At 66.7% G+C, this 21,048-nt stretch carries 15 protein-coding genes and 1 pseudogene; 8 read left to right on the top strand and 8 right to left on the bottom strand.

Annotated features, from left to right (window positions below; translation table 11 throughout):
• Window positions 1–121: 121 nt before the first annotated feature.
• The 8 genes from AC3WMA_RS02685 to AC3WMA_RS02720 all read right to left on the bottom strand — a co-directional run bounded on the left by AC3WMA_RS02685 (window position 122) and on the right by AC3WMA_RS02720 (window position 9,976).
• The gene (locus AC3WMA_RS02685) at window positions 122–1,321 is read right to left on the bottom strand and encodes a mandelate racemase/muconate lactonizing enzyme family protein (protein ID WP_492283858.1); all 1,200 of its coding nucleotides are present in this window, start codon (window positions 1,319–1,321) and stop codon (window positions 122–124) included.
• Between the two features lie 70 nt (window positions 1,322–1,391).
• A complete protein-coding gene (locus AC3WMA_RS02690; RefSeq protein WP_492283859.1) occupies window positions 1,392–2,156 on the bottom strand; it encodes an SDR family oxidoreductase in 765 nt (254 codons plus the stop codon).
• 11 nt (window positions 2,157–2,167) lie between these two features.
• Window positions 2,168–2,917: a FadR/GntR family transcriptional regulator gene (locus tag AC3WMA_RS02695; RefSeq protein WP_492283860.1), complete on the bottom strand. Its 750-nt coding sequence runs from the start codon at window positions 2,915–2,917 to the stop codon at window positions 2,168–2,170.
• 325 nt (window positions 2,918–3,242) lie between these two features.
• The gene (locus tag AC3WMA_RS02700; protein WP_492283861.1) at window positions 3,243–5,534 is read right to left on the bottom strand and encodes a glycoside hydrolase family 31 protein; all 2,292 of its coding nucleotides are present in this window, start codon (window positions 5,532–5,534) and stop codon (window positions 3,243–3,245) included.
• Window positions 5,535–5,554: 20 nt separating this feature from the next.
• Window positions 5,555–6,622, bottom strand: coding sequence for an ABC transporter ATP-binding protein (locus AC3WMA_RS02705; protein WP_492283862.1), 1,068 nt, complete (start codon window positions 6,620–6,622; stop codon window positions 5,555–5,557).
• The gene (locus AC3WMA_RS02710; protein WP_492283863.1) at window positions 6,622–7,674 is read right to left on the bottom strand and encodes a carbohydrate ABC transporter permease; all 1,053 of its coding nucleotides are present in this window, start codon (window positions 7,672–7,674) and stop codon (window positions 6,622–6,624) included. Before AC3WMA_RS02710 ends, AC3WMA_RS02705 begins: the two co-directional genes overlap by 1 nt.
• Window positions 7,671–8,693 (bottom strand): carbohydrate ABC transporter permease, encoded by a 1,023-nt coding sequence (locus tag AC3WMA_RS02715; protein WP_492283864.1) that lies wholly within the window; start codon window positions 8,691–8,693, stop codon window positions 7,671–7,673. Before AC3WMA_RS02715 ends, AC3WMA_RS02710 begins: the two co-directional genes overlap by 4 nt.
• Window positions 8,694–8,698: 5 nt before the next feature.
• The gene (locus tag AC3WMA_RS02720; RefSeq protein ID WP_492283865.1) at window positions 8,699–9,976 is read right to left on the bottom strand and encodes an ABC transporter substrate-binding protein; all 1,278 of its coding nucleotides are present in this window, start codon (window positions 9,974–9,976) and stop codon (window positions 8,699–8,701) included.
• Between the two features lie 144 nt (window positions 9,977–10,120).
• On the opposite strand from AC3WMA_RS02720, the gene AC3WMA_RS02725 reads away from it, so the two are divergent.
• From AC3WMA_RS02725 to selB, 8 genes and pseudogenes are all read left to right on the top strand, one after another.
• On the top strand, window positions 10,121–11,182 hold the full coding sequence (locus tag AC3WMA_RS02725) for a LacI family DNA-binding transcriptional regulator (protein ID WP_492283866.1): 1,062 nt from the start codon (window positions 10,121–10,123) through the stop codon (window positions 11,180–11,182).
• Window positions 11,183–11,340: 158 nt separating this feature from the next.
• The gene (gene fdnG, locus AC3WMA_RS02730; protein WP_492283867.1) at window positions 11,341–14,424 is read left to right on the top strand and encodes a formate dehydrogenase-N subunit alpha; all 3,084 of its coding nucleotides are present in this window, start codon (window positions 11,341–11,343) and stop codon (window positions 14,422–14,424) included.
• 10 nt (window positions 14,425–14,434) lie between these two features.
• On the top strand, window positions 14,435–15,355 hold the full coding sequence (gene fdxH, locus AC3WMA_RS02735) for a formate dehydrogenase subunit beta (RefSeq protein ID WP_492283868.1): 921 nt from the start codon (window positions 14,435–14,437) through the stop codon (window positions 15,353–15,355).
• The gene (locus AC3WMA_RS02740) at window positions 15,339–16,034 is read left to right on the top strand and encodes a formate dehydrogenase subunit gamma (protein ID WP_492283869.1); all 696 of its coding nucleotides are present in this window, start codon (window positions 15,339–15,341) and stop codon (window positions 16,032–16,034) included. Before fdxH ends, AC3WMA_RS02740 begins: the two co-directional genes overlap by 17 nt.
• A gap of 67 nt (window positions 16,035–16,101) precedes the next feature.
• The gene (gene fdhE / locus AC3WMA_RS02745) at window positions 16,102–17,022 is read left to right on the top strand and encodes a formate dehydrogenase accessory protein FdhE (protein WP_492283870.1); all 921 of its coding nucleotides are present in this window, start codon (window positions 16,102–16,104) and stop codon (window positions 17,020–17,022) included.
• 25 nt (window positions 17,023–17,047) lie between these two features.
• Window positions 17,048–18,454 (top strand): L-seryl-tRNA(Sec) selenium transferase, encoded by a 1,407-nt coding sequence (gene selA / locus AC3WMA_RS02750; protein WP_492283871.1) that lies wholly within the window; start codon window positions 17,048–17,050, stop codon window positions 18,452–18,454.
• Window positions 18,441–19,190, top strand: coding sequence for a tetratricopeptide repeat protein (locus AC3WMA_RS02755; RefSeq protein ID WP_492283872.1), 750 nt, complete (start codon window positions 18,441–18,443; stop codon window positions 19,188–19,190). The genes selA and AC3WMA_RS02755 overlap by 14 nt, the downstream gene beginning before the upstream one ends.
• Window positions 19,187–21,001, top strand: a pseudogene (gene selB, locus AC3WMA_RS02760) (selenocysteine-specific translation elongation factor); the annotation flags it as partial. The gene AC3WMA_RS02755 and the pseudogene selB, both read left to right, overlap by 4 nt.
• Between the last annotated feature and the right edge of the window lie 47 nt (window positions 21,002–21,048).

Raw genomic sequence — 21,048 nt, forward strand, 5'->3', positions numbered from 1 at the left:
AGCGGCCTGCAACCCGGTCCCTAAGGTCTCACCCGGTCGTGGGTTCCGGGTTCGCGCCTGTGGCGCGCCCCGGAATGACAAGCGTAGGCGCCAGGCCGCGACGATCAAGCCGCGACAGTCCTCAGAGCGTCGAGCGGCGCACCGTCAGGTCGGAACGCTCGTAGACCGCCGGCAGCAGGTCGACGCCGAGGCCGGGCGCTTCCATCGGGTAGACATAACCGTTCTCGATGCGCGGCATCTCGGTGACCAGCTCCAGATACCAGCCGCGATAGAAGGCGCGCACCGATTCCTGGATCAGCGTGTTCGGCTGGCTGAAGGAGGTATGGACCGCCGCGACGAAGCCGACCGGGCCGATGCAGTCATGCGGTGCGAAGGGGCGGTGCCAGGTCTCGGCGAGCGCGGCGATCTTGCGGCCCTCGGTCAGGCCGCCGGTCCAGCAGAGGTCGACCATCACGACATGGGCGGCGTCGCGCTCCAGCATGTCCTTGTAAGGCCAGCGCGAGCCCAAGGTCTCGCTGGCACAGACCCAGACATCCGTCGAACGCGCGTATTCGGCCAGCGCCTGCGGGGAGTTCATCCGGATCGGGTCCTCGTACCAGGTCGGCTTGTAGGGTTCGAGCACGCGAGCGATCTGCTTGGCGGTCGGCAGGTTCCAGAGCGAGTGGAACTCGACCATGATCTCCATCTTGTCGCCGACCGCCTTGCGAATCTTTTCAAAGGGCTCGACGGCTTTCTTCATCTGCTCGGCGGTGATGTGGAGGCCGTGGTTCTCGATCGCGGCGGGATCGAAGGGCCAGATCTTCATCGCGGTGATGCCCTGCTCCAGCAGGTTCTCGGCCAGCGCATCGGCGCGGTTCATGAAGCCGTCGAGGTCCTCATAGGGGCTGGCCTCGTCGCCCAGGCTCCAGTTCGAGACCGGCTTGATATTGCTGGAGCGAACATAGCGGGTGCCGGCGCAGGTGTTGTAGATGCGCTGCTTGTCGCGGCAGAGCCCGCCCAGCATCTGGTGCACCGGCTGGCCGCAGACCTTGCCGAAATGGTCCCAGAGCGCGATGTCGATCGCCGAGGTCGCACGGGATTCCGCGCCGGTCGAGGACTGTGCCATCGGCAGGTTGGTCATCTCGCGATGCAGTGCCTCGATATGCAGCGGGTTCTTGCCGAGCAGGCGGCCGGCCAGCGTGTCATGGATATGCGCCTCGACCGACCGGGCGCCGTAGAAGGTCTCGCCCAGGCCGATATGGCCGGAATCGGTGTGGACGCGGACCCAGAGCACATTGCCGAATTCCTCGGCGTGCAGGGTTTCGATGGCGGTGATCTTCATGGCGTTTCGTCCTGTTCAATCCGTCGCGAGCAGGCGCGAAGCCCCTCGCCGCTTGTCGGTTATCGGGGGCTCACAGCACCGAGATCATGCCGCCGTCGACATAGATGATCTGGCCGCTGACATAGTCGGACGCCGAGGAGGCGAGATAGACGCAGGTGCCGGCAAGCTCGTCCGGGCGGCCCCAGCGGCGGGCCGGCGTGCGGCCCTTCACCCAGGCGTCAAATGTCGGGTTGTCGATCAGCGCCTGGTTCATGTCGGTCAGCATGTAGCCGGGGCCGATCGCATTGGCCTGGATGCCGAGCTCGCCCCATTCGGCCGCCATGGCCTTGGTCAGCATCTTGATGCCGCCCTTCGCCACCGTGTAGGGCGCGACCGTCGCGCGGGCGAGTTCGCTGGTCAGCGAGCCGATATTGATGACCTTGCCATGGCCGCGCTTGGCCATGCGGCGGGCGGCCTCGCGGCCGACCACGAAGGCGCTGGTCAGGTTGGTGTCGAGCACGCGGCGCCAGTCGGCAGTCTCCAGCTCCAGCATCGGCTTGCGGAACTGGATGCCGGCATTGTTGACGAGGATATCGACCGCGACGCCCTCGGCATCGAGTGCCGCGAAGGCGGCGACGACGGCCTGCTCGTCGGTGACGTCGAAATTCAGGCCGCGTGCCTTGTGGCCGGCCGCATTCATCGCAGTGACCGCCTCGGTGAGGCGCCCGGCATCGGCACCGTTGAGGATGATGCTCGCGCCCGCAGCCGCGAGCCCTTCGGCCATGGCACGGCCGAGCCCGCGCGAGGAACCGGTCACGAGCGCGGTGCGCCCCGAGAGATCGAAGGGAGAGGTCAAGCTCAAGCGTCCTATGTCGGCGTGGATTGGAGGGCCGGATGGGCCGGAATCGTGCCGCCAGCGGCGAGCTGGGCGGCGTAGCGGCGATAGGATTCACCGATATGCTTGCGCATCGCCTCGCCGGAGCCAGCCGGGTCGCGGGCGCGGATACGATCGAGGATCGCGGCATGGTCGGCGCGGCGGATCGCGATGTTCGAATCCTCGCCACGATCCTTGTCGCGCATGCTGCGGATCGAGTTGAGCAGCGGGCTCGACACGAACTGGAGCACGGTCAGGAAGAGCGGGTTATGCGCGGCCGTGGCGATGGCAAGATGCAGCGCGAGGTCATGGGCGGCGCTGTCCTCGCCGGCATCGTCGGCGGCGTTCAATGCGGCCTCGGCCGCTTCCATCCGGGCGAGGTCCTCCGACATATGGCGTAGCGAGGCCAGTTGCGCCGCCTCGACCTCCAGCCCGAGGCGGAATTCCAGGAATTGCAGGATCGACTGCTCGGAAGCCGCGATCTCGGCGCGGCGCAGGCGCAAGGAATCCTGCTGGTTGACGAAGAGCCCGAGCCCGCGCCGGCTTTCGACGATGCCGTCGGCCTTGAGATAGGCGATCGCCTCGCGCACCACCGGCCGGCTGACGCCAAGCTGGCGGGCAAGCTCCGTCTCGGAGGGCAAACGCGCGCCGGGCTGCAAGGCGCCCGAACGGATCGACGTCGCCAGCGCGGTGGCGGCATCGCTGGCGAGATTGGGGCGTGATCCGATGGAAGAGAGCTGCATGGCGGGTTCCTGTCCCTCGCAGCATTGTCATGGTATCAGTTGTCTGACAACCTTACTTCTGTGTTTTGCGGTCATGCCGACGCTGTCGAACCTACCACTGGGGATGGCCCCTTCGTTCCGAGCCGACCTCAAGGCTGGGCTCGTAAGCTACGAGCAGGACTGAGCGGTTCGTAGCCATGGCAAGGCGTCATTCTCGGGCTTGACCCGAGAATCTCTGTGGAATGAGGCGCGGGAGCCTTCTTCGGCAAGAGATGCCCGGGTCAAGCCCGAGCATGACTGCGGTGGCTAGCTCAGGCGTGCGGCCTGCCTGGGAATGCGGCGCAGCCTAGCGAGCAGCCGCCCCATCCGCGATCTGCCGGATCGCGATGCGGTCGAAGAAAGGATCGCGATCCCCCTGCTGGTCAACCGCGATCTCGCCGTCCTTCACGCGGAAGCGGATGACGGTCGCCCCAGTGCCGCGCCAGTCGGCGGTGTCGCCGTCATCCTCGTAGAGCTCGCCGGATGCACCCTCGACGAGTCCGCAGACGAGGACCTCGCGGAGATCGTCGATGCCCTCGGGATTGCCGAGCGGGATCAGCGCGCCGGCGCGGACGAAGACAGGCAGACGGCCGAGCGGAGCCGCAACAGTCACGACCGCGCCACCAGTGAAATGCTTGCCGGTATGCCAATCGTACCAGCCGCCTTCATGGACAGGCAGGTAGACGCTGCGCTCACGCGCGCCCTCCTCCAGCACCGGAGCGACCAGCACGTCCGGACCGAGCATGAAGGCGTCGTCGGTCTTCACGGCGCTCGCATCCTGCGGGAAATCCCAAAGCAGCGGGCGGATCGCCGGGGTACCGTCGCGGCTGGCGCGCCACATCAGCGTGTAGAGATAGGGCATCAGCCGGTAGCGCAACGAAATCGCCTCGCGTACCTGCGGCACCATCTCCGGATACATCCAGGGCAAGTTGACGACGCCGTCATCGTTCCAGGAGTTCATCACCATGCGCGGCCACAGGCTGCAGAACTCATTGAAGCGCACGAAAAGCTCGGGGCCGGGCGTCGGGCCATGGAAGCCGCCGACATCGTGGCCGATCGAGAACATGCCCGACAGGCTCATGTTGAGGCCTTGCGTCAGGTTGTAGCGCAGCGTCTTCCAGGCGGTCTCGTTGTCACCCGACCAGGTCTGGGCATAGCGCGAGATGCCGGCGCAGCCGCCGCGCGTGATCGCATATTGGCGCTTGCCGGGCTGGCGATCGGCCTGCGCTTCATAGGAGAGCTTGGTCATCAGCAGGGCCTGGGCCGGGCGTGCCAGAGACTGCCGGAAGGGGCGGCCATCGCCGTCACAAAGGGCGTCCTCGTCCCAGATCTCGTATTCGTTGTTGTCGTTCCAGACCGTGGTGAAGCCGTAATCAAGCAGCGCGGCCTCGATACCGTCGCGCCACCAGGCCCGGCCCTTCGGGTTGGTGTAGTCGAGATGGAAGCCGAGCCCGTCCCAGAACTGGGCAACGGCCGGCTTGCCGCTATCGCCGTCGCGCACGAGGAAATCGCCGTCGAGCGCCTCCTGCAGGCGCGGGTGGTCGTCGAGCAGGCAGGGCTTGAGATTGGCGACCGTGAAGATGCCGACATCGTTCAGGCGCTGCATCGTCGCCTTCGGGTCCGGGAATTTCTGCCGGTTCCAGTTGAAGGCGTAGCGGCGATGGCCGATCTGCGTATAGCCCGAGCCGAAATGGAACGAGTCGCAGGGGATGCGATGCGTCGTGAGCTTGCCGATGAAATCGCTGATGCGGGCATCGGCATCGGGCGCATCGGCGATCGCCATCGAGGTGACGCCGAAGCCGAAGGACCAGAGCGGCGCGAAAGCCTGCCCGCCGGTCAGCCAGGAGAAGCGCCTGACGACATCCGGCACCGTCGGGCCGGCCATGACGTAATAATCGAGGTCGCCATCGTCGCCTTTCCAGGAGCGGAACAGGCCATGGTAATTGTCGAGCGTGCAGCCGAAATCGACGCTGCCGGTCGAGAGGTTGTCGTAATAGATGCCGTGAGCCCCCACCGGCCCGTCAACGATGAAGAAGGGTAGCATCTTGTAGAGCGGGTCCGACAACTCGGCGTCGAAGCCGCAGGGATCGACGGCGTCGATGGCAAAGCGGCGGCCGGTGCGATCGAGCGGGCCAGCTTTGTCGCCGAGGCCGTAATGGCGCTCGTGATAATCCCGCACCATGAAATGGGCGAGCGCGCCAGTGCGCGGCGAAACCAGATAGGCTTGCGTCGTACGGTCCTGGAGGAAGGGCTTGTCCTCGCCGGCGCGGCGCCAGGCGATGCCGAAGGGCGAGAGCGTGACTTCGGCGCTCAATCCGCCCGCAGCGATGACGACCTTGTCGGCGCCCGCCCGGATATCCGTCTTCGGGCAGGCGAAGCCGTCGAGGCTGTCGCGCGGGCGCCCTTCATAAGGGGGCTCCAACCCGCCCGGCGCGATCGACCAACCGCGGTCGAGCCGGTAGCCGTCCTTCGGCTTCAGCGTGACGCGGCCGATATCGCCTTCGAGGATGCGCACGGTGAGCGCATGGCCGAGCCCGAGATCGAACAGGGCGGCTTCGCCATCGCGGCCGAGATAGCGGCCTTGGCTGAGGGCTTTCATGGAATCTCTCTCGGCAGTCTCTAGGGCCGGATTGCCCGGCCGGCTTCGTCGAACAGGTGCAGGCTCTGCTGCGGGAAGGCGAGCGCGACGCTGTGGCCACGCTCATGCTCGCTCTGGCCGTCGAGCCGGAGCGTGATCTGGGGAAGACCGGCGGCGGTCCCATAAAGGTAGCTCTCGCCGCCGAGCCGCTCGACGAGGTCGATGGCGAGCGGCAGCCCCTGCCCTCCCGGCGCCAGGGCCAGATGCTCGGGACGGATGCCGAGCGTGACCTTGCTGCCGATGGCGAGGCTGCCAGTGGCGCAGGCGACCTCGTGGCCTCCTTCTCCCAGCGCGACCCTGCCCGCAGCCGTCACCCGGCCGGGCAGCAGGTTCATGCGCGGCGAGCCGATGAAGCCGGCGACGAAGAGATTGTCGGGGCGGTTGTAGAGGTCGAGCGGCGTGCCGACCTGCTCGATGCGGCCGCCCTGCAGCACGACGATGCGGTCGGCCAGCGTCATCGCCTCGACCTGATCATGCGTGACGTAGATCATCGTGCCGCCGATCTCGGCATGGAGCGCGGCTAATTCCTTGCGGGTGGCGACGCGCAGTTCGGCATCGAGGTTCGACAGCGGCTCGTCGAACAGGAAGATTTTGGGATCGCGCACGATGGCGCGGCCGATGGCGACGCGCTGGCGCTGGCCACCGGACAAAGCCTTGGGCTTGCGCTCGAGATAGTCGGTGAGGCGGAGCATCGTGGCCGCGCGCTTCACGCGGCGATCGATCTCGTCGCGCTTGAACCCCATATTCTCCAGCGCGAAGGCCATGTTCGCCCGGACGCTCATATGCGGATAGAGCGCATAGGACTGGAACACCATCGCAAGCCCGCGCTCGGAAGCCGGCAGATGCGTGGCATCAGCGCCGTCGATCGCGATCGTGCCGCCGGTGATCTCCTCTAGCCCGGCGATCGAACGCAGCAGGGTCGACTTGCCGCAGCCGGACGGGCCGACGAAGACGACGAACTCGCCATCGGCGACCTCGAGGTCGATGCCGTGCAGCACCGTCGTCGCGCCATAGGCCTTGCGGACGCCGGAGAGGCTCAGTCCCGCCATTATTTCATTCCCGTATTGGCGATGCCGGTGGTGATGAAGCGCTGCAGGAAGACGAAGACGAGCGCGACCGGAAGCAAGGTCACCACGGTCATCGCGAGCAGGTAGTGCCACTGCGTCTGCAACTCGCCCTGGAAGGCGTTGAGGCCGATCTGGAGCGTGTAGGATTCCGTCTTGGTCAGCACGGCAAGCGGCCAAAGGAACTCGTTCCAGCGCCACATGATCGAGAAGATCGCGAGCACGGCCAGCGCCGGCATGGCGAGCGGCATGACGATGCGCCAGTAGATCTGCCACTCCGAGGCCTTGTCCATGCGCGCGGCCTCGATCAGGTCGCGCGGCAGGGTGAGCATGTACTGGCGCAGCAGGAAGACGCCGGTCGGGGTCGCGGCGCCCGGCAGGATCACCGCCCAGAGCGAATTGACAAGGCCGAGCTTGGTGATGACGAGATAGACCGGCACGAGGATGATGGTGATCGGGATCATCAGCGTGCCGATCACCATCAGCATCACCGCCGTCTTGCCTTTGAACTCGTAGATCGAGAGCGCATAGGCCGCCATCGAATTGATGATCAGCGTGATGATCGTCGCGACCAGCGTGACGAAGACCGAATTCCAGAGGAAGCGGGTAAAGGCAAAGCGCTCAAGCGGCTCGGTGTAATTCTCTGTCGCGAGCTTGAACTCTCGGACGGGCGTGCGCTTGTCGATCGGGACACGGATGGTCTCGCCGGGCTTCTCAGGATCGACCATCTGCGCCTGGATGCCGATGCGGCGGACCTGTGCCAGCACACGCTTCGAACCATCGGGCATCTCGACCTCGAAGAGCGGCAGCTTCTGCGCCTGGCCGGGCACCGTCACCTCCTTCTGCGACATCGGCAGCAGCGAGGGCGGGAATTCGAGCAAACCGGCCTGCGTCTTGAACGAGGACAGGCCAAGCCAAAGCACCGGGCCGAACATCAGGACGACGCCGAGCGCGAGATAGGCATAGGCCGCGATATCGGTCCAATGCCAGCGGCCGGGCTTGCGCCGGGCGGTCATCATGCGGCTGGCGAGGCTCATGCGGCCCCCTTGCGGCGGCTCGCCGCGAGCTGGGCCAGCGTCAGCGCGAAGAGCACCACGCCAAGCACGACGGAGGCCGCTGCCGCCAGGCCGAAATTCTGGACCTGATTGGCGAAGGCCGTCTCATAGATGTAGTGCACGATCATCAGCGTCGCCGTGCCCGGCCCGCCGCCGGTCAGCACGAAGACCTCGTCGAAGGTCTGCACTCCCTTGATCAGCGCGAGCACGATCACGACGATCATGTTCGGCCAGAGCAGCGGCAAGGTGATGCGCCAGAACACGCGCCAGCGTGGCGTCGCATCCATCTCCGCGGCCTCGTAGAGATCGGCCGGAATGGCCTGGAGGCCGGCGAGCAGGATCAGCGTATAGAAGCCCATATGGGCCCAGACCGAGACGAAGACGATCCAGAACATCGCCCAGCTCGGATCGACCAGGAACAGGATGCGCTCGCCGCCGAGCGAAGTGATCGCGGCGTTGAGCAGGCCGTCGCGCTGGAGAATCCATTTCCAGGTCAGCGCCACCACGACCGGCGAGAGCAGGACCGGGAAGAAATAGACGGCGCGAAAGAAGCCGCGCGCCCGGATCTTCATGTTGAGGACGATCGCGGTCAGCAGCGAGAACAGCACCATCGCCGTAACCTGAAACACGGTGAAGCGGGCGGTGTTGGAAACGCCGCGCCAGAAATGGTCCTCGCGGCAGGAGGAGGGATCGAGGAAGGAGCCGCAATCGAAGAGATAGCCGTATTGCTGCGCCCCGACGAAAGGCCGCTCGCTCGGGAAGAGCCCTGCCCCGCCCGTCACCGAGAAGACGAAGTTGATGACGAGCGGCAGGAAGACGAAGAGCGAGAAGAAGGCGAGGTTCGGCAGGATGAAGACATAGGCCATCCGCCGCTCGCCGATCAGGCGCTGGAGCGCCCGCATCGGCCCGTCGACGAGGCGCATCAGGAGCGCGAGCGGCGCGGCGAGAAGGCCGGCGGCGCCCGCGCGTTCCCGCTGCGGCTTTGTCTCGGCGGCGGCCATCGGCCTTACTTCTTGCGCTCGGCGATCTGCTGGGCGATGTCGGATTCGATCCGCTTATAAGCCTCGTTGAGCGTGCCCTCGCCCGAGATCGCCTGGCCGAGGCGGCTGATCACCGCGTTGAAGATGACGCGGTTATTGACATAGCCCTGCAGCTTGTAGGCGACCGGCGAGAGCTGCGCGACCTGATCCGAGAAGACCTTGAGCGCGGCCTTGGCCTGCGGGCTGGCATCCTTGTAGTCGAGCCCCTTGGCGGCGATGCCGAGATGGCCGGGCACGAAGAGCGAGCGGGCATAGAACTCGCTCAGCACCGGCTCGCTGGCGAGATAATCCATCACCTTGGCGACGGCTTCCGGGCTCTTGGTCGTCTTGATCGCGACGAGGCCGGCGCCGCCCGGCATGCCCGAGCAATTGCCGGCGCCGCAGGGCGAGGGAACCGCGACCCAGTCGAAGGCATCGCCGACCGTCTTGTCGAACTGGGCGATCTGCCAGGAGCCGGAATGGTAGAGCACCACCTGGGCGTTCTTGAACTCATCATTGGCACCGCGATAGGCCGTGCCGGAGACCGAGCCCCAGAGCTCCTTCTTCATCACGCCGCTCTGGTGCCAGTCATAGACCCGCTTGGCGGCGCGCTTGAAACCGTCGTCGATCACGGCCGGCTCGCCCTTGTCGTCGAAGACCTTGGCGCCCTCCGAGACCGCGACCGAGAAGAAACGGTGACCGGAGCGGTCCATCGCCAGCGGGAACGGCGCCTGCACCTTGGCGGCGACATCCTTCGCGGCCTTGCCCCAATCCTCCCAGGTCGCCTTGGCGCCGGGCATGGCGATGCCCGCCTGCTCGAACAGCGTCTTGTTGACGAAGGGACCGGTGACGGTGAGCTGCGTCATGAAACCGGTGATCGCGCTGGAATCGCCCTCAGGGCGCATCCAGGGCAGGAACGGCCCGAAATTCTTCTCCCAATAGGCGGCGTCCTTGAGATAGGGCCGCAGGTCGAGTGCGTAGCGGGCGATGCCGCCGAGATCGACGACGCGGGCGATGTCCGGCCCCTGCCCCGAGGCAAGCTGGACCGGCAGGTTCTCGGTGATCGCCTTGTAGGGCACCTGGTCGAGCACGACCTTGATGTCCTTGTTCTGGGCCTCGAAGCGCTTGAGCAGGTCCGAGACGGCCTCGCCCTCGTTGCCATCGGAATACCAGGCGATGCGCACCGTCGTCTGGGCGAAAGCCGCGCCGCCCATGGCGAGGCCAGCCGTCAGCGCGAGCGCGGAAATCCAGTGCTTCCCCTGCATCTGCGTTCCATCCCTGTACCGGTCACGGCGCCTCGTCGAGCGCCTTGACAATCACTAAGGCAAACGATTGCCTTACTTGTCAACGGGCAGGCGAACCGGCATGGCTGCATGAAAGCTTTTTGAGCCGGCTTCGGATTCACCGGATTGGCGGGGCACCCTGAGGAGGCCATCACGGCAAAACCCGCAAGACTGCCGAAGGACGGCGTTTCGCTGGCGACGGTCGCACGGGAGACCGGCGTCTCCGTCGCGACCGTCTCGCGCATCGTCAACGGCAAGAGCGGGCGGGCCTCAGCCGAAACGATCGCCCGCGTCGAGCAGGCGATCGCACAGCTCGGCTATCGGCCCAATCCGGTGGGGCGCGCGCTCAAGCGCCGGGCCAGCCGTGTGGTGGCGATGCTGTCGCCCAATCTCGACAATCCCGCGATGGCGGCGATCGCGGTCTCGACCGAAGCAGCGCTGCGCGACGCCGGCTACGTCATGATCCTCTGCGACACCCATGACCGCGCCGACCTGCAGGACGACTACTTGCGCGCGATGCGCGACCAGTTCGTCGCGGGCTACGTCATGGTCAGCGCGGTCGCCAGCGCCGGTCTCGCCGATACACTCGCGCGCGGCGACCCGATGGTCTTCGTCGCACGGCGCAATCCGCTCGGCGGCGGCGCCTATGTCGGCATCGACAACCGCAAGGCCGGCGCCGATGCCGCCGATCACCTCCTGGCGCAGGGCATCAGGCGCCCGGCCGTGCTGATGGCGACGCAGAACGCTTCCAGCACCGCCGAGCGCGCCGAGGGCTTCATCCGCCGCCTCGTCGCGCAGGGCGTGCCTGAGACCGAAATCCGGCAGGCCAGCGCGCCCGGCCTGTCGCATATCGAGATCGGCTACGCAGCCGCGAAAAGCCTGGAGGAGAGCTTCGGCTGGCCTGACGGCGCGCTCTGCGTCAGCGACATGATCGCCTATGGCGCCTATCGCCGCGCCACGGAAGCCGGCATCGCCATCCCCGAACGCAGCACCCTCGTCGGCATCGACGGCAACGCCATCAACCACTGGATCGCGCCCTGGCTGACCTCGATCCGCATTCCCTACGAGAGCTTCGGCCGGCATGTCGTCGCGCAGCTCGCATCGGCCTGGGGCGGCAGCGCGGCCGCCGATATCAACGTGGCCCATGAGCCGCTCCCGGCCGCCCCCGTGCCGGCCCTTCGCGGCTGACCACGTCGCTGCGGCGAACCGCGCAAGGCCGCATCGATCGTAGATCGAAAGTCTAAGAACCCACCTCTCCGGCCACGGGGCCCGCGGCTTGACGCCCCCTGCCTAGAGTTTCACTATTCCAAATTGAACGACGCTTCGTCGTCGCCTGGGAGGTTGAGATGCTGCATGAGCTCTCGCGTCGCCAGTTTCTGAAAGCCGCAGGTGCGGGTGTCGCCGGTTCTGCCGTCGCCGCTCTTGGGTTTGGCGGTGCCGAGGAGGCACTTGCCCAGGCCGTGCGGCCCTTCAAGCTGGCGCGCACCACGGAAACACGAAACACCTGTCCGTACTGTTCCGTCGCCTGCGGCGTCATCATGTACAGCCTGGGCGACAAGTCGAAGAACGCCCATCCGGCGATCATCCATATCGAGGGCGACCCGGACCATCCGACCAATCGCGGCACGCTCTGCCCGAAGGGCTCCGCCCTCCTCGACTTCGTCCATTCCGAGACGCGCACCAAGGTCCCGCAATATCGCGGCCCGGGCGAGAAGGCCTTCCGCCAGATCAGCTGGAACGAGGCGCTCGACCGCATTGCGCGATTGATGAAGGATGATCGCGACAAGAACTTCATCGCCAAGAACCAGGACGGCGTCACGGTCAACCGCTGGCTGACCACGGGCTTCCTGGCCGCTTCGGCCACCACCAACGAGACGGCCTTCCTGACCTACAAGGTCGTGCGAAGCACCGGGATATTGGCGTTCGACAACCAGGCGCGCGTTTGACACGGACCGACGGTGGCCAGTCTGGCCCCAACATTCGGTCGCGGTGCGATGACCAACTCCTGGACGGACATCAAGAACACCGACCTCGTCATCATCATGGGCGGCAATGCCGCCGAAGCGCATCCGTGCGGCTTCAAATGGGTCACTGAGGCGAAAGCCCAGCGTGGCGCCAAGCTGATCGTCGTCGATCCGCGCTTCACGCGCTCGGCCTCGGTCGCGGATTTCTATGCGCCGATCCGGCAAGGCACCGACATCGCCTTCCTGCTCGGGGCGATGAAGTACTGCATCGACAACGACAAGATCCAGCACGACTACGTGCGCGCCTTCACCAACGCGCCCTATATCGTGAAGGAGGGCTTCGGCTATCAGGACGGCCTGTTCACCGGCTATGACGAAGCCAAGCGCGACTACGACCGTTCGAGCTGGGAATACGAGCTCGGGCCGGACGGCTATGTCCAGATCGACGAGACGCTGCAGCACCCGCGCTCGGTCTACCAACTCCTTAAGAAGCACATCGCGGCCTATACGCCGGAGATGGTCGAGCGCATCTGCGGCACGCCGAAGGACAAGTTCCTGGCGATCTGCAAGATGATCTCGGAGACCTCCGCGCGCGACAAGGTCATGACCTCGATGTACGCGCTCGGCTGGACGCAGCATTCCAAGGGCTCGCAGAACATCCGCTCGATGGCGATGCTGCAATTGCTGCTCGGCAATATCGGCGTGCGCGGCGGCGGCATGAACGCGCTGCGCGGGCACTCCAACATCCAGGGCCTGACCGATATCGGCCTGATGTCGAACCTGATCCCGGGCTATCTCACGCTGGGAACCGACAGGGAGGTCGATTTCCAGACCTACATGTCGACGCGCGGCTTCAAGCCGCTGCGGCCGAACCAGATGAGCTACTGGCAGAACTACAAGAAGTTCATGGTGAGCTTCCTGAAGTCGATGTGGGGGAAGGCCGCAACGCCGGAAAACGACTTCGCCTACCAGTGGCTGCCGAAGCTCGACGTGCCCGGCTACGACATGCTCCGGTACTTCGACATGATGCACCAGGGCAAGGTGAACGGCTATTTCTGCCAGGGCTTCAACCCGCTGCTCTCCCTGTCCAATCGCGGCAAGGTCTCGGCGTCGCTGTCGAAGCTGAAATTCCTGGTGGTGATGGACCCGCTGCAGACCGAGACGGCGCGGTTCTGGAAGGACGAGGGCGTCCATAACGACGTCAAGCCTGAGTCGATCCAGACCGAGGTCTTCGAGCTGCCGACGACCTGCTTCGCCGAGGACGAGGGCTCGCTGGTCAATTCCGGCCGCTGGCTGCAATGGCATTGGCCGGGGCAGGAACCTCCGGGCGAAGCCAAGGCCGACACCTGGATCATGGCGCAGATCTACCAGCGCCTGCGCGCCCTCTATGAAAAGGAAGGCGGCGCCTTCCCGGACGCGATCCTCAATCTCCACTGGCCCTATCGCCTGCCGGACGACCCGCAGCCGGACGAGATGGCCAAGGAGATGAACGGCTATGTCGTCTCGACGGTGACCGACCCGGTCGATCCGACCAAGGTCCTGCTGGAGAGGGGCAAGCAGGTCGATACTTTCGGGCAGTTGCGTGACGACGGCTCGACGGCCTGCGGCTGCTGGATCTATGCCGGCAGCTGGACCGAGCGGGGCAACATGATGGCCCGGCGCGACACCAGCGACCCGGCCAATACCGGCGCCTATTCCAACTGGGCCTTCTCCTGGCCAGCCAACCGGCGCATCCTCTACAACCGCGCCTCGGCCGATATCGACGGCAAGCCCTGGGATCCCAAGCGCAAGCTGATCGAATGGAACGGCGCGGCCTGGACCGGCTACGACGTGCCGGATATCGCGGTCACCGCCAAACCGCAGGATGTCGGCCCGTTCATCATGAACCCCGAGGGAACGGCGCGGCTGTTCTCGCGCGGCATGATGAAGGACGGCCCCTTCCCGGCCCATTACGAGCCGTTCGAAAGCCCAGTCGCCAACGTCATGGCGCCCAAGATTCGCGGCAACCCCGCCGCGCGCATCTTCAAGGACGACCTCGCCGCGCTCGGGACCTCCGACAAGTTCCCCTATGCGGCGACCTCCTACCGCCTGACCGAGCACTTCCATTACTGGACCAAGCATGTCTGGGTGAATGCGGTGCTCCAGCCGGAGTTCTTCGTCGAGATCAGCGAGCAGCTGGCCGCGGAGAAGAACATCCAGAAGGGCGGCTGGGTGAAGGTCTCCTCGGCCCGCGGCGCGGTCTATGCCAAGGCGGTGGTGACCAAGCGCATCAAGCCGCTGATCTGCGACGGCAAGACCGTCCATGTCGTCGGCATCCCGCTCCACTGGGGCTTCACCGGTGCGGCGCGCAAGGGCTTCGGCCCCAACAGCCTCACCCCGTTCGTCGGCGACGCCAACATCGAGACGCCCGAGTTCAAGGCGTTCCTGGTGAATGTCGAGCCGTCCAACGGTCCAGCGACGAGCTAGGGAGGGTCCAATGGCAGGATTGCAAAGTCAGGACTTCGCCCGCATCTCGGCGACCACCTTCAGGCCGCCGGATGTCCGCCACGACTTCGAGGTGGCGAAGCTCATCGACGTCTCCAAATGCATCGGCTGCAAGGCATGCCAGGCGGCATGCCTCGAGTGGAACAACCTGCGTGAGGAAGTCGGGATCAACCGGGGCGTCTACGACAACCCGCACGACCTGACGGAGAACACCTGGACGCTGATGCGGTTCACCGAATGGGAGAACCCGGACAGCGGCAATCTCGAATGGCTGATCCGCAAGGACGGCTGCATGCATTGCGCCGACCCGGGCTGCCTCAAGGCCTGCCCCTCGCCGGGCGCGATCGTGCAGTACAATAACGGCATCGTCGACTTCGTCTCGGAGAACTGCATCGGCTGCGGCTATTGCGTGAAGGGCTGTCCTTTCAACATCCCGCGCATCAGCAAGGCCGACCACAAGGCCTATAAGTGCACGCTCTGCTCGGACCGGGTCTCGGTCGGCCAGGCGCCGGCCTGCGCCAAGGCCTGCCCGACCGGCGCGATCGTGTTCGGCACCAAGCAGGCCATGCTCGACCATGCCCAGGGCCGCATCGCCGACCTGAAGTCGCGCGGCTTCAAGAATGCCGGGATCTACGACCCGCCCGGCGTCGGCGGCACGCATGTGATGTATGTCCTGCATCACGCCGACAAGCCGCAGCTCTATGCCAACCTGCCGAACAATCCGCGGATCAGCCAGGTCGTCGAGCTCTGGAAGGGGCTGACCAAATATGCCGGCATGGCGGTCGTGGGTTTCGCCGCCGCCTTCGCCTTCGTCCATGCGACGGTGGCGCGACGCAACGATGTCAGCCGCGCGGAGGATCGCGAGGCCGAGCATCTGATCGACGAGGAGGCATCCCGTGGCCGTCAGGCGTGAAGAGGAGCGCACGACCGTCGACCGCTATCCCGGCCGCGTGCGCGTCAATCACTGGGTCACCGCGATCTCGCTGATCCTGCTCACGCTGAGCGGGGCCGCGCTGTTCCACCCGTCGCTGTTCTTCCTGTCGAGCCTGTTCGGCGGCGGCTCCAACACGCGGGCACTGCATCCCTGGCTCGGCGTCGTCCTGCTCGCGAGCTTCGCGATCCTGTTCGTCCAGATGGTGAAGTACAATTTCTGGACGAAGGCCGACACCAAATGGATGGGCCATATCGGCGAGGTGATGTCGGGCCGCGAGGAGAACCTGCCCGAGATCGGCAAGTACAACGGCGCGCAGAAGATCGTCTTCTGGCTGATGACGCTGCTCATCATCGTCCTGTTCGGGACGGGCATCATGATCTGGTACGAGTATTTCGGCGCGAGCTTCACCATCGATCAGCAGCGCCTCGGCCATATCGTGCATGCGCTGGCGGCGGTCGCCATGCTGCTCGTCGTCATCGTCCATATCTATGCCGGCTTCTATGTCCGTGGCACGATCAGCGCCATGACCGAGGGCAAGGTGACGGGCGGCTGGGCCTTCCGCCATCACCGGCTCTGGCTGCGGCAGGAAGCGCGCGAGGGCGTGATCGACGAGCGCCAGACGCCGCCGCGCCGCCATAGCCCCGGCCCGGCCGAATGAATTCGCCTGCGGCGCGGTCCAAGGCCACGCCGCCTCCCGTGACCCGTGCGGTTCGAGAGGATGCCAAATGAGTGACGATCCGGGCTACGCCGCCCTCGAAGAGGTCGGCATTGCCGAACGCGACAAGCCGCCTTTCGTGCGCCTGCCCGAACCCGCGACGCTGTTCGACCGGCGGGCGGCGCGGTTCGCCGCGCTCGCGCCCGGCCATCAGCTCGAAGCCTATCTCGCCTTCCTCGGCGGGGTGAGCCAGGCGCAGGCGACGCTGTCGGCAGCGATCAGCGCCCCCGACATGCCCTCCCCCGGCGACCTCAGGATGCGCGCCGGCAATGCCATGCCACTGCTGCCGCGCGAAGAGCTTGCGACCGACGCCGCCGTTTCCGAGGCCTTCGACCGGCTCGCGACGCTGCTCGCCGATGTCGCCATGCCGGACCTGGCTCGTGAGGCCCTCGCCCGTGCTGCCGCGGCGGCGCCGGAGGCGCGGCAAGCGATGTTCGCCGCTGTGCTCGCCGATGCCGTGCCGGTGGAAGCCGTGGCCGAGCATATCTTCGCCGCCGCTGCCCTGCAGGTTGTCGCGGCGGGGCGCAGCGCCCTGCTTGATCCCACCCTGCCCCAGCCGGTCGCCGATGGCGTCTGCCCGTGCTGCGGCGGGCCGCCGGTCGCGAGCGCGGTGGTCGCCGATCTCCATGTCGAGGGCGTGCGCTATGTCCAGTGCTCGCTCTGCGCAGCACAATGGAACCATGTCCGGGTCAAATGCGTCTCCTGCGGCTCGACCAAGGGCATCGCCTATCAGGAGATCGAAGGGATCGCCGACACGATCAAGGCCGAGACCTGCGACGAGTGCCGGACCTATGTGAAGATCCTGAACCGGCGCAAGGCGCCCGAGCTGGAGGCCGTGGCCGACGATGTCGCGAGCCTGGGGCTCGACCTCTTGGTGACGGAAGCCGGCTGGCGGCGCGCAGGGGTGAACCCATTCCTGCTCGGATATTGATCAAGCGTCTCCCGGAGGGAGCCTGATGAACAAGCCCGAACTTGTCCGTCCGCCATCGGTCGATACGGTGCTGCGCAGCGCCAATGGCGAATTCGCCATCGCGCGCCATGGACGGGCGGCAGCGACCGACGCGATCCGGCAGGCGGTCGAGCGGTTGCGCACCGATGGCCAACCGGCGGCCGCCTCGGTCGAGCAGGTCGGCCGCATGGCGCTGGACCGGCTTGAAGAGCGTGAGCGACCCTCGCAGCGTCCGGTGATCAACCTGACCGGCACGGTGCTGCACACCAATCTCGGCCGCGCTCTGCTGGCCGAGGAGGCGATCGAGGCCGTGGTCGCGGCCATGCGCGCGCCGACCAATCTCGAATATGTAGTCGAGGCGGGACAGCGCGGCGAGCGCGACGCGCATGTCCGCGATCTCGTCCGCGAACTGACCGGGGCCGAGGACGCGATCCTCGTCAACAACAACGCCTCGGCCGTGCTGCTCGTGCTCAACACGCTCGCCAGAGGGCGTGAGGCGATCGTCTCGCGCGGCGAATTGATCGAGATCGGCGGCGCCTTCCGCATGCCGGACATCATGGCGAGGGCCGGCGCGACCTTGCGCGAGATCGGCACCACCAACCGCACGCATCTCAAGGACTATGCCGAGGCGATCGGCCCCGAAACCGGTCTAGTGATGAAGGTCCACACCTCGAATTACGTGGTGCAGGGCTTCACCGCCGAGGTCGAGCCGGCGGAGCTCGCCAAGCTCTCGCGCCAGCACGACTTGCCCTTCGTCGACGATCTCGGCTCGGGCACATTGATCGATCTCTCGCGATGGGGGCTGCGCAAGGAGAAGACCGTCCAGGATGCCCTGAAAGGCGGCGCCGATCTCGTCACCTTCTCCGGCGACAAATTGCTCGGCGGCCCGCAGGCCGGCATTGTCGCCGGCCGGAAGGATTTGATCGCGAAACTGGCGAAAAACCCGCTGAAGCGAGCGCTACGTCTCGACAAGCTCCGGCTCGCGGCGCTGGAAGCCACGCTCCGGCTCTATCGCGATCCCGATCGATTGGCACAGCGCCTGCCGACGCTCAGGCTGTTCACGCGGACGGCTGCAGACCTGCGCGCGTTGGCGGAACGCCTTCAGCCGAAGGTCACCGCAGCGGTCGGACCGGGCTGGGTCGTCGAGATCATCGACTGCGCCAGCCAGATCGGCTCCGGAGCCCTGCCGCTGGAGACGCTGCCGAGCGCGGGGCTTGCGCTGCGCCCGGCGGGCAAGGCGGCCGGCTCCGCCGTCGAGAAGCTGGCGGCTACCTTCCGCGCCGTGCCGGTACCGGTGATCGGGCGGATCGCGCAGGGGGCGCTCGTCTTCGACCTGCGCTGCCTGGAGGACGAGGCACTGTTCGCGGGCCAGCTCGACGCCCTGAAATCCGGATCGCCCGATGCGCTGGCTTGAGCGCCTTTTCGGCCGGAACGAAGCCGCCGATGACGATGTCGCCGCCAAGATGGCCGCCGCCGCGGCGGCCGTCGAACGCGGCGACCACGCGGCCGCGCTCGCGCTCTGGGGACCGCTCGCCCATGCCGGCATCGGACGGGCGCAGAACAATATCGGCGCCTGTTTCGCCGAGGGGCTCGGCGTCGCGCGCGATCCGGCCCTGGCTCTGCGCTGGCTTAACCTGTCAGCCGAAAGCGGCGACCCGGTCGGCCAGCGCAATCTCGCGGCCCTGCATTTCAAGGGCGAAAGCGTCGAGCAGAGCGATGCCGAGGCGATGCGGCTCTATCGGCTCGCCGCCGAGCAGGGCGACGCCCCGGCGCAGGACATGCTCTCCTGGATGCTGCTGGAAGGCGGAGACCCTGCCGACCGCGCCGAGGCCCTGCGCTGGGCACAGGCCGCGGCGGAGGCCGGCATCGCCACCAGCATGACCCGGCTCGGGATGATGCATCACGATGCGCTCGGCGTGGATCGCGACGCCAAGGCGGCCACACAATGGTGGCAGCGCGGCATGGCGGCCGGCGACCCGGATTCCGAGGCCATGCTCGGCGCCGCGACCTTGCTCGGCCAGGGCGTGTCGCCGGATGCTGAACGGGCGCTTGCCTTGCTGCTCTCGGCCGAAGGCAAGGGCAGCCCGCTCGCCGCGCCTTTCATCAAGGCCGCGCGCGCAGCCGTCTCTCCCGCAGAGACGGCGCCATGATCATCGGCACCGCCGGCCATATCGACCATGGCAAGACCTCGCTGGTCCGGCGATTGACCGGCGTCGATACCGACCGATTGAAGGAGGAGAAGGCGCGCGGCATCTCGATCGCGCTCGGCTTCGCCTATTGGCCGCAGGCTGATGGCTCGGTCGTCGGCTTCATCGATGTGCCCGGCCATGAGAAATTCGTGCACACGATGCTGGCCGGCGCCGCCGGCATCGACCTCCTGCTGCTCGTCGTCGCCGCCGATGACGGCGTGATGCAGCAGACGCGCGAGCATGTCGCCATCGCCCGCCTGCTCGGCATCGACGAGGCCGTCGTCGCGGTGACCAAGGCCGATCTGGTCGATGCGGAGCGGATTGAGGCGGTCGAGGGCGAGATTGCGGCGCTGCTAATGTCAGGCCCGTTCGCCGGGGCGCCGATGCTGCCGGTCTCGACACTGACCGGGGCAGGCTTACCAGAGTTGGCTGCATTGCTCGCGGCGCGGGCTCACGAAAGCCAGGCGCGGCAAGGCGACGGCGCCTTCAGGCTTGCAGTCGATCGCTGCTTCACCTTGCAGGGCGCCGGGACGGTGGTGACGGGAACGGTCCTGTCCGGCAGCGTGGCGATCGGCGACAGCGTCATCGTCTCGCCCGGCGGGCTGCCGGCGCGCGTGCGCTCGATCCATGCGCAGAACCGCCCCGCCGAGCGCGGCATGGCCGGCCAGCGCTGCGCGCTCAATCTCAGCGGCCCCGGCATCACGAAAGACGCGATCCGGCATGGCGACATGGTGGTGACGCCCGCCCTCCATGCTCCCACGACGCGGATCGACGCGGAGGTTTCGCTGCTGCCGGGCGAGAAAGCGCTGACGATGTGGCAGCCTGTGCGACTGCACCATGCCGCGGCCGAAATCGGCGCGCGCGTCGTGCTGCTCGGAGACGAGATCGCTGCCGGCGCGGATGGCCTGATCCAGCTCGTGCTCGACGAGCCGCTCGCCGCTGCCGCGCTCGACCGTTTCGTGCTGCGCGATGCCAGTGCCTCGCGCACGATCGGCGGCGGGCGCTTCCTTGACCTGCACGCGCCGGAACGCCGTCGTCGCAGCCCGGAGCGCCTCGCCCAGCTCACTGCGCTCCGCCAGCCCGATCCTGCGGAAGCGCTGCAGGCCCTGCTCTCGGCGCCGCCTCACCATGCCGATCTCGACGGCTTCGTGCGCGACCGCGCGCTCGGCCCCGGTGCGGCGGGAGATCTGACGACCCGGCTCGGCCTCGTCAGAATCGGCCCGCTCGCGCTGCTCCCCGCGCATTGGCAGGCACTGGCGCAGGCCGCGACCGAAAGGCTCGACACCTTCCATGCCGAACACCCGGACCTGCCGGGCATCGGTCTGGCGCGGTTGCGCTTCGCCATCGCGCCGCGCTGGCCGGCGCCGCTGTTCCGGCAGGCGCTCGTCCGTTTCGAGGATGACGGCGTGCTGGTGCCCGCCGGATCATGGCTCAGGCGGCCCGGCCATGAAGCCCGGCTCCTGCCGGAGGACGAAGCGCTCTGGACCAAGGTCTCGCCGCTGATTGCCGATAGCGAGCGCTTCCGCCCGCCCCGCGTGCGCGATATCGGTCATCTGCTCGGGCGGCCCGAGGAGGAGATCCGGCGCCTGCTGCGGCTCACCGGCCGGCGCGGCGATGTCCATGAGGTCGCGCTCGACCATTTCTTCCTGCGCGACACGCTGGCCGAGATGGTCGGCCTATCAGCCGAGCTTGCGGCGCTGCATCCGGCCGGCTTCAATGCGGCGCAGTTCCGCGACAGGCTCGACAACGGCCGAAAGGTCGCTATCCAGATTCTCGAGTTCTTCGATCGCCATGGCGTCACCATCCGCCGCGGCGACCT

Source organism: Allobosea sp. FW305-C-101 (genome assembly GCF_058783685.1).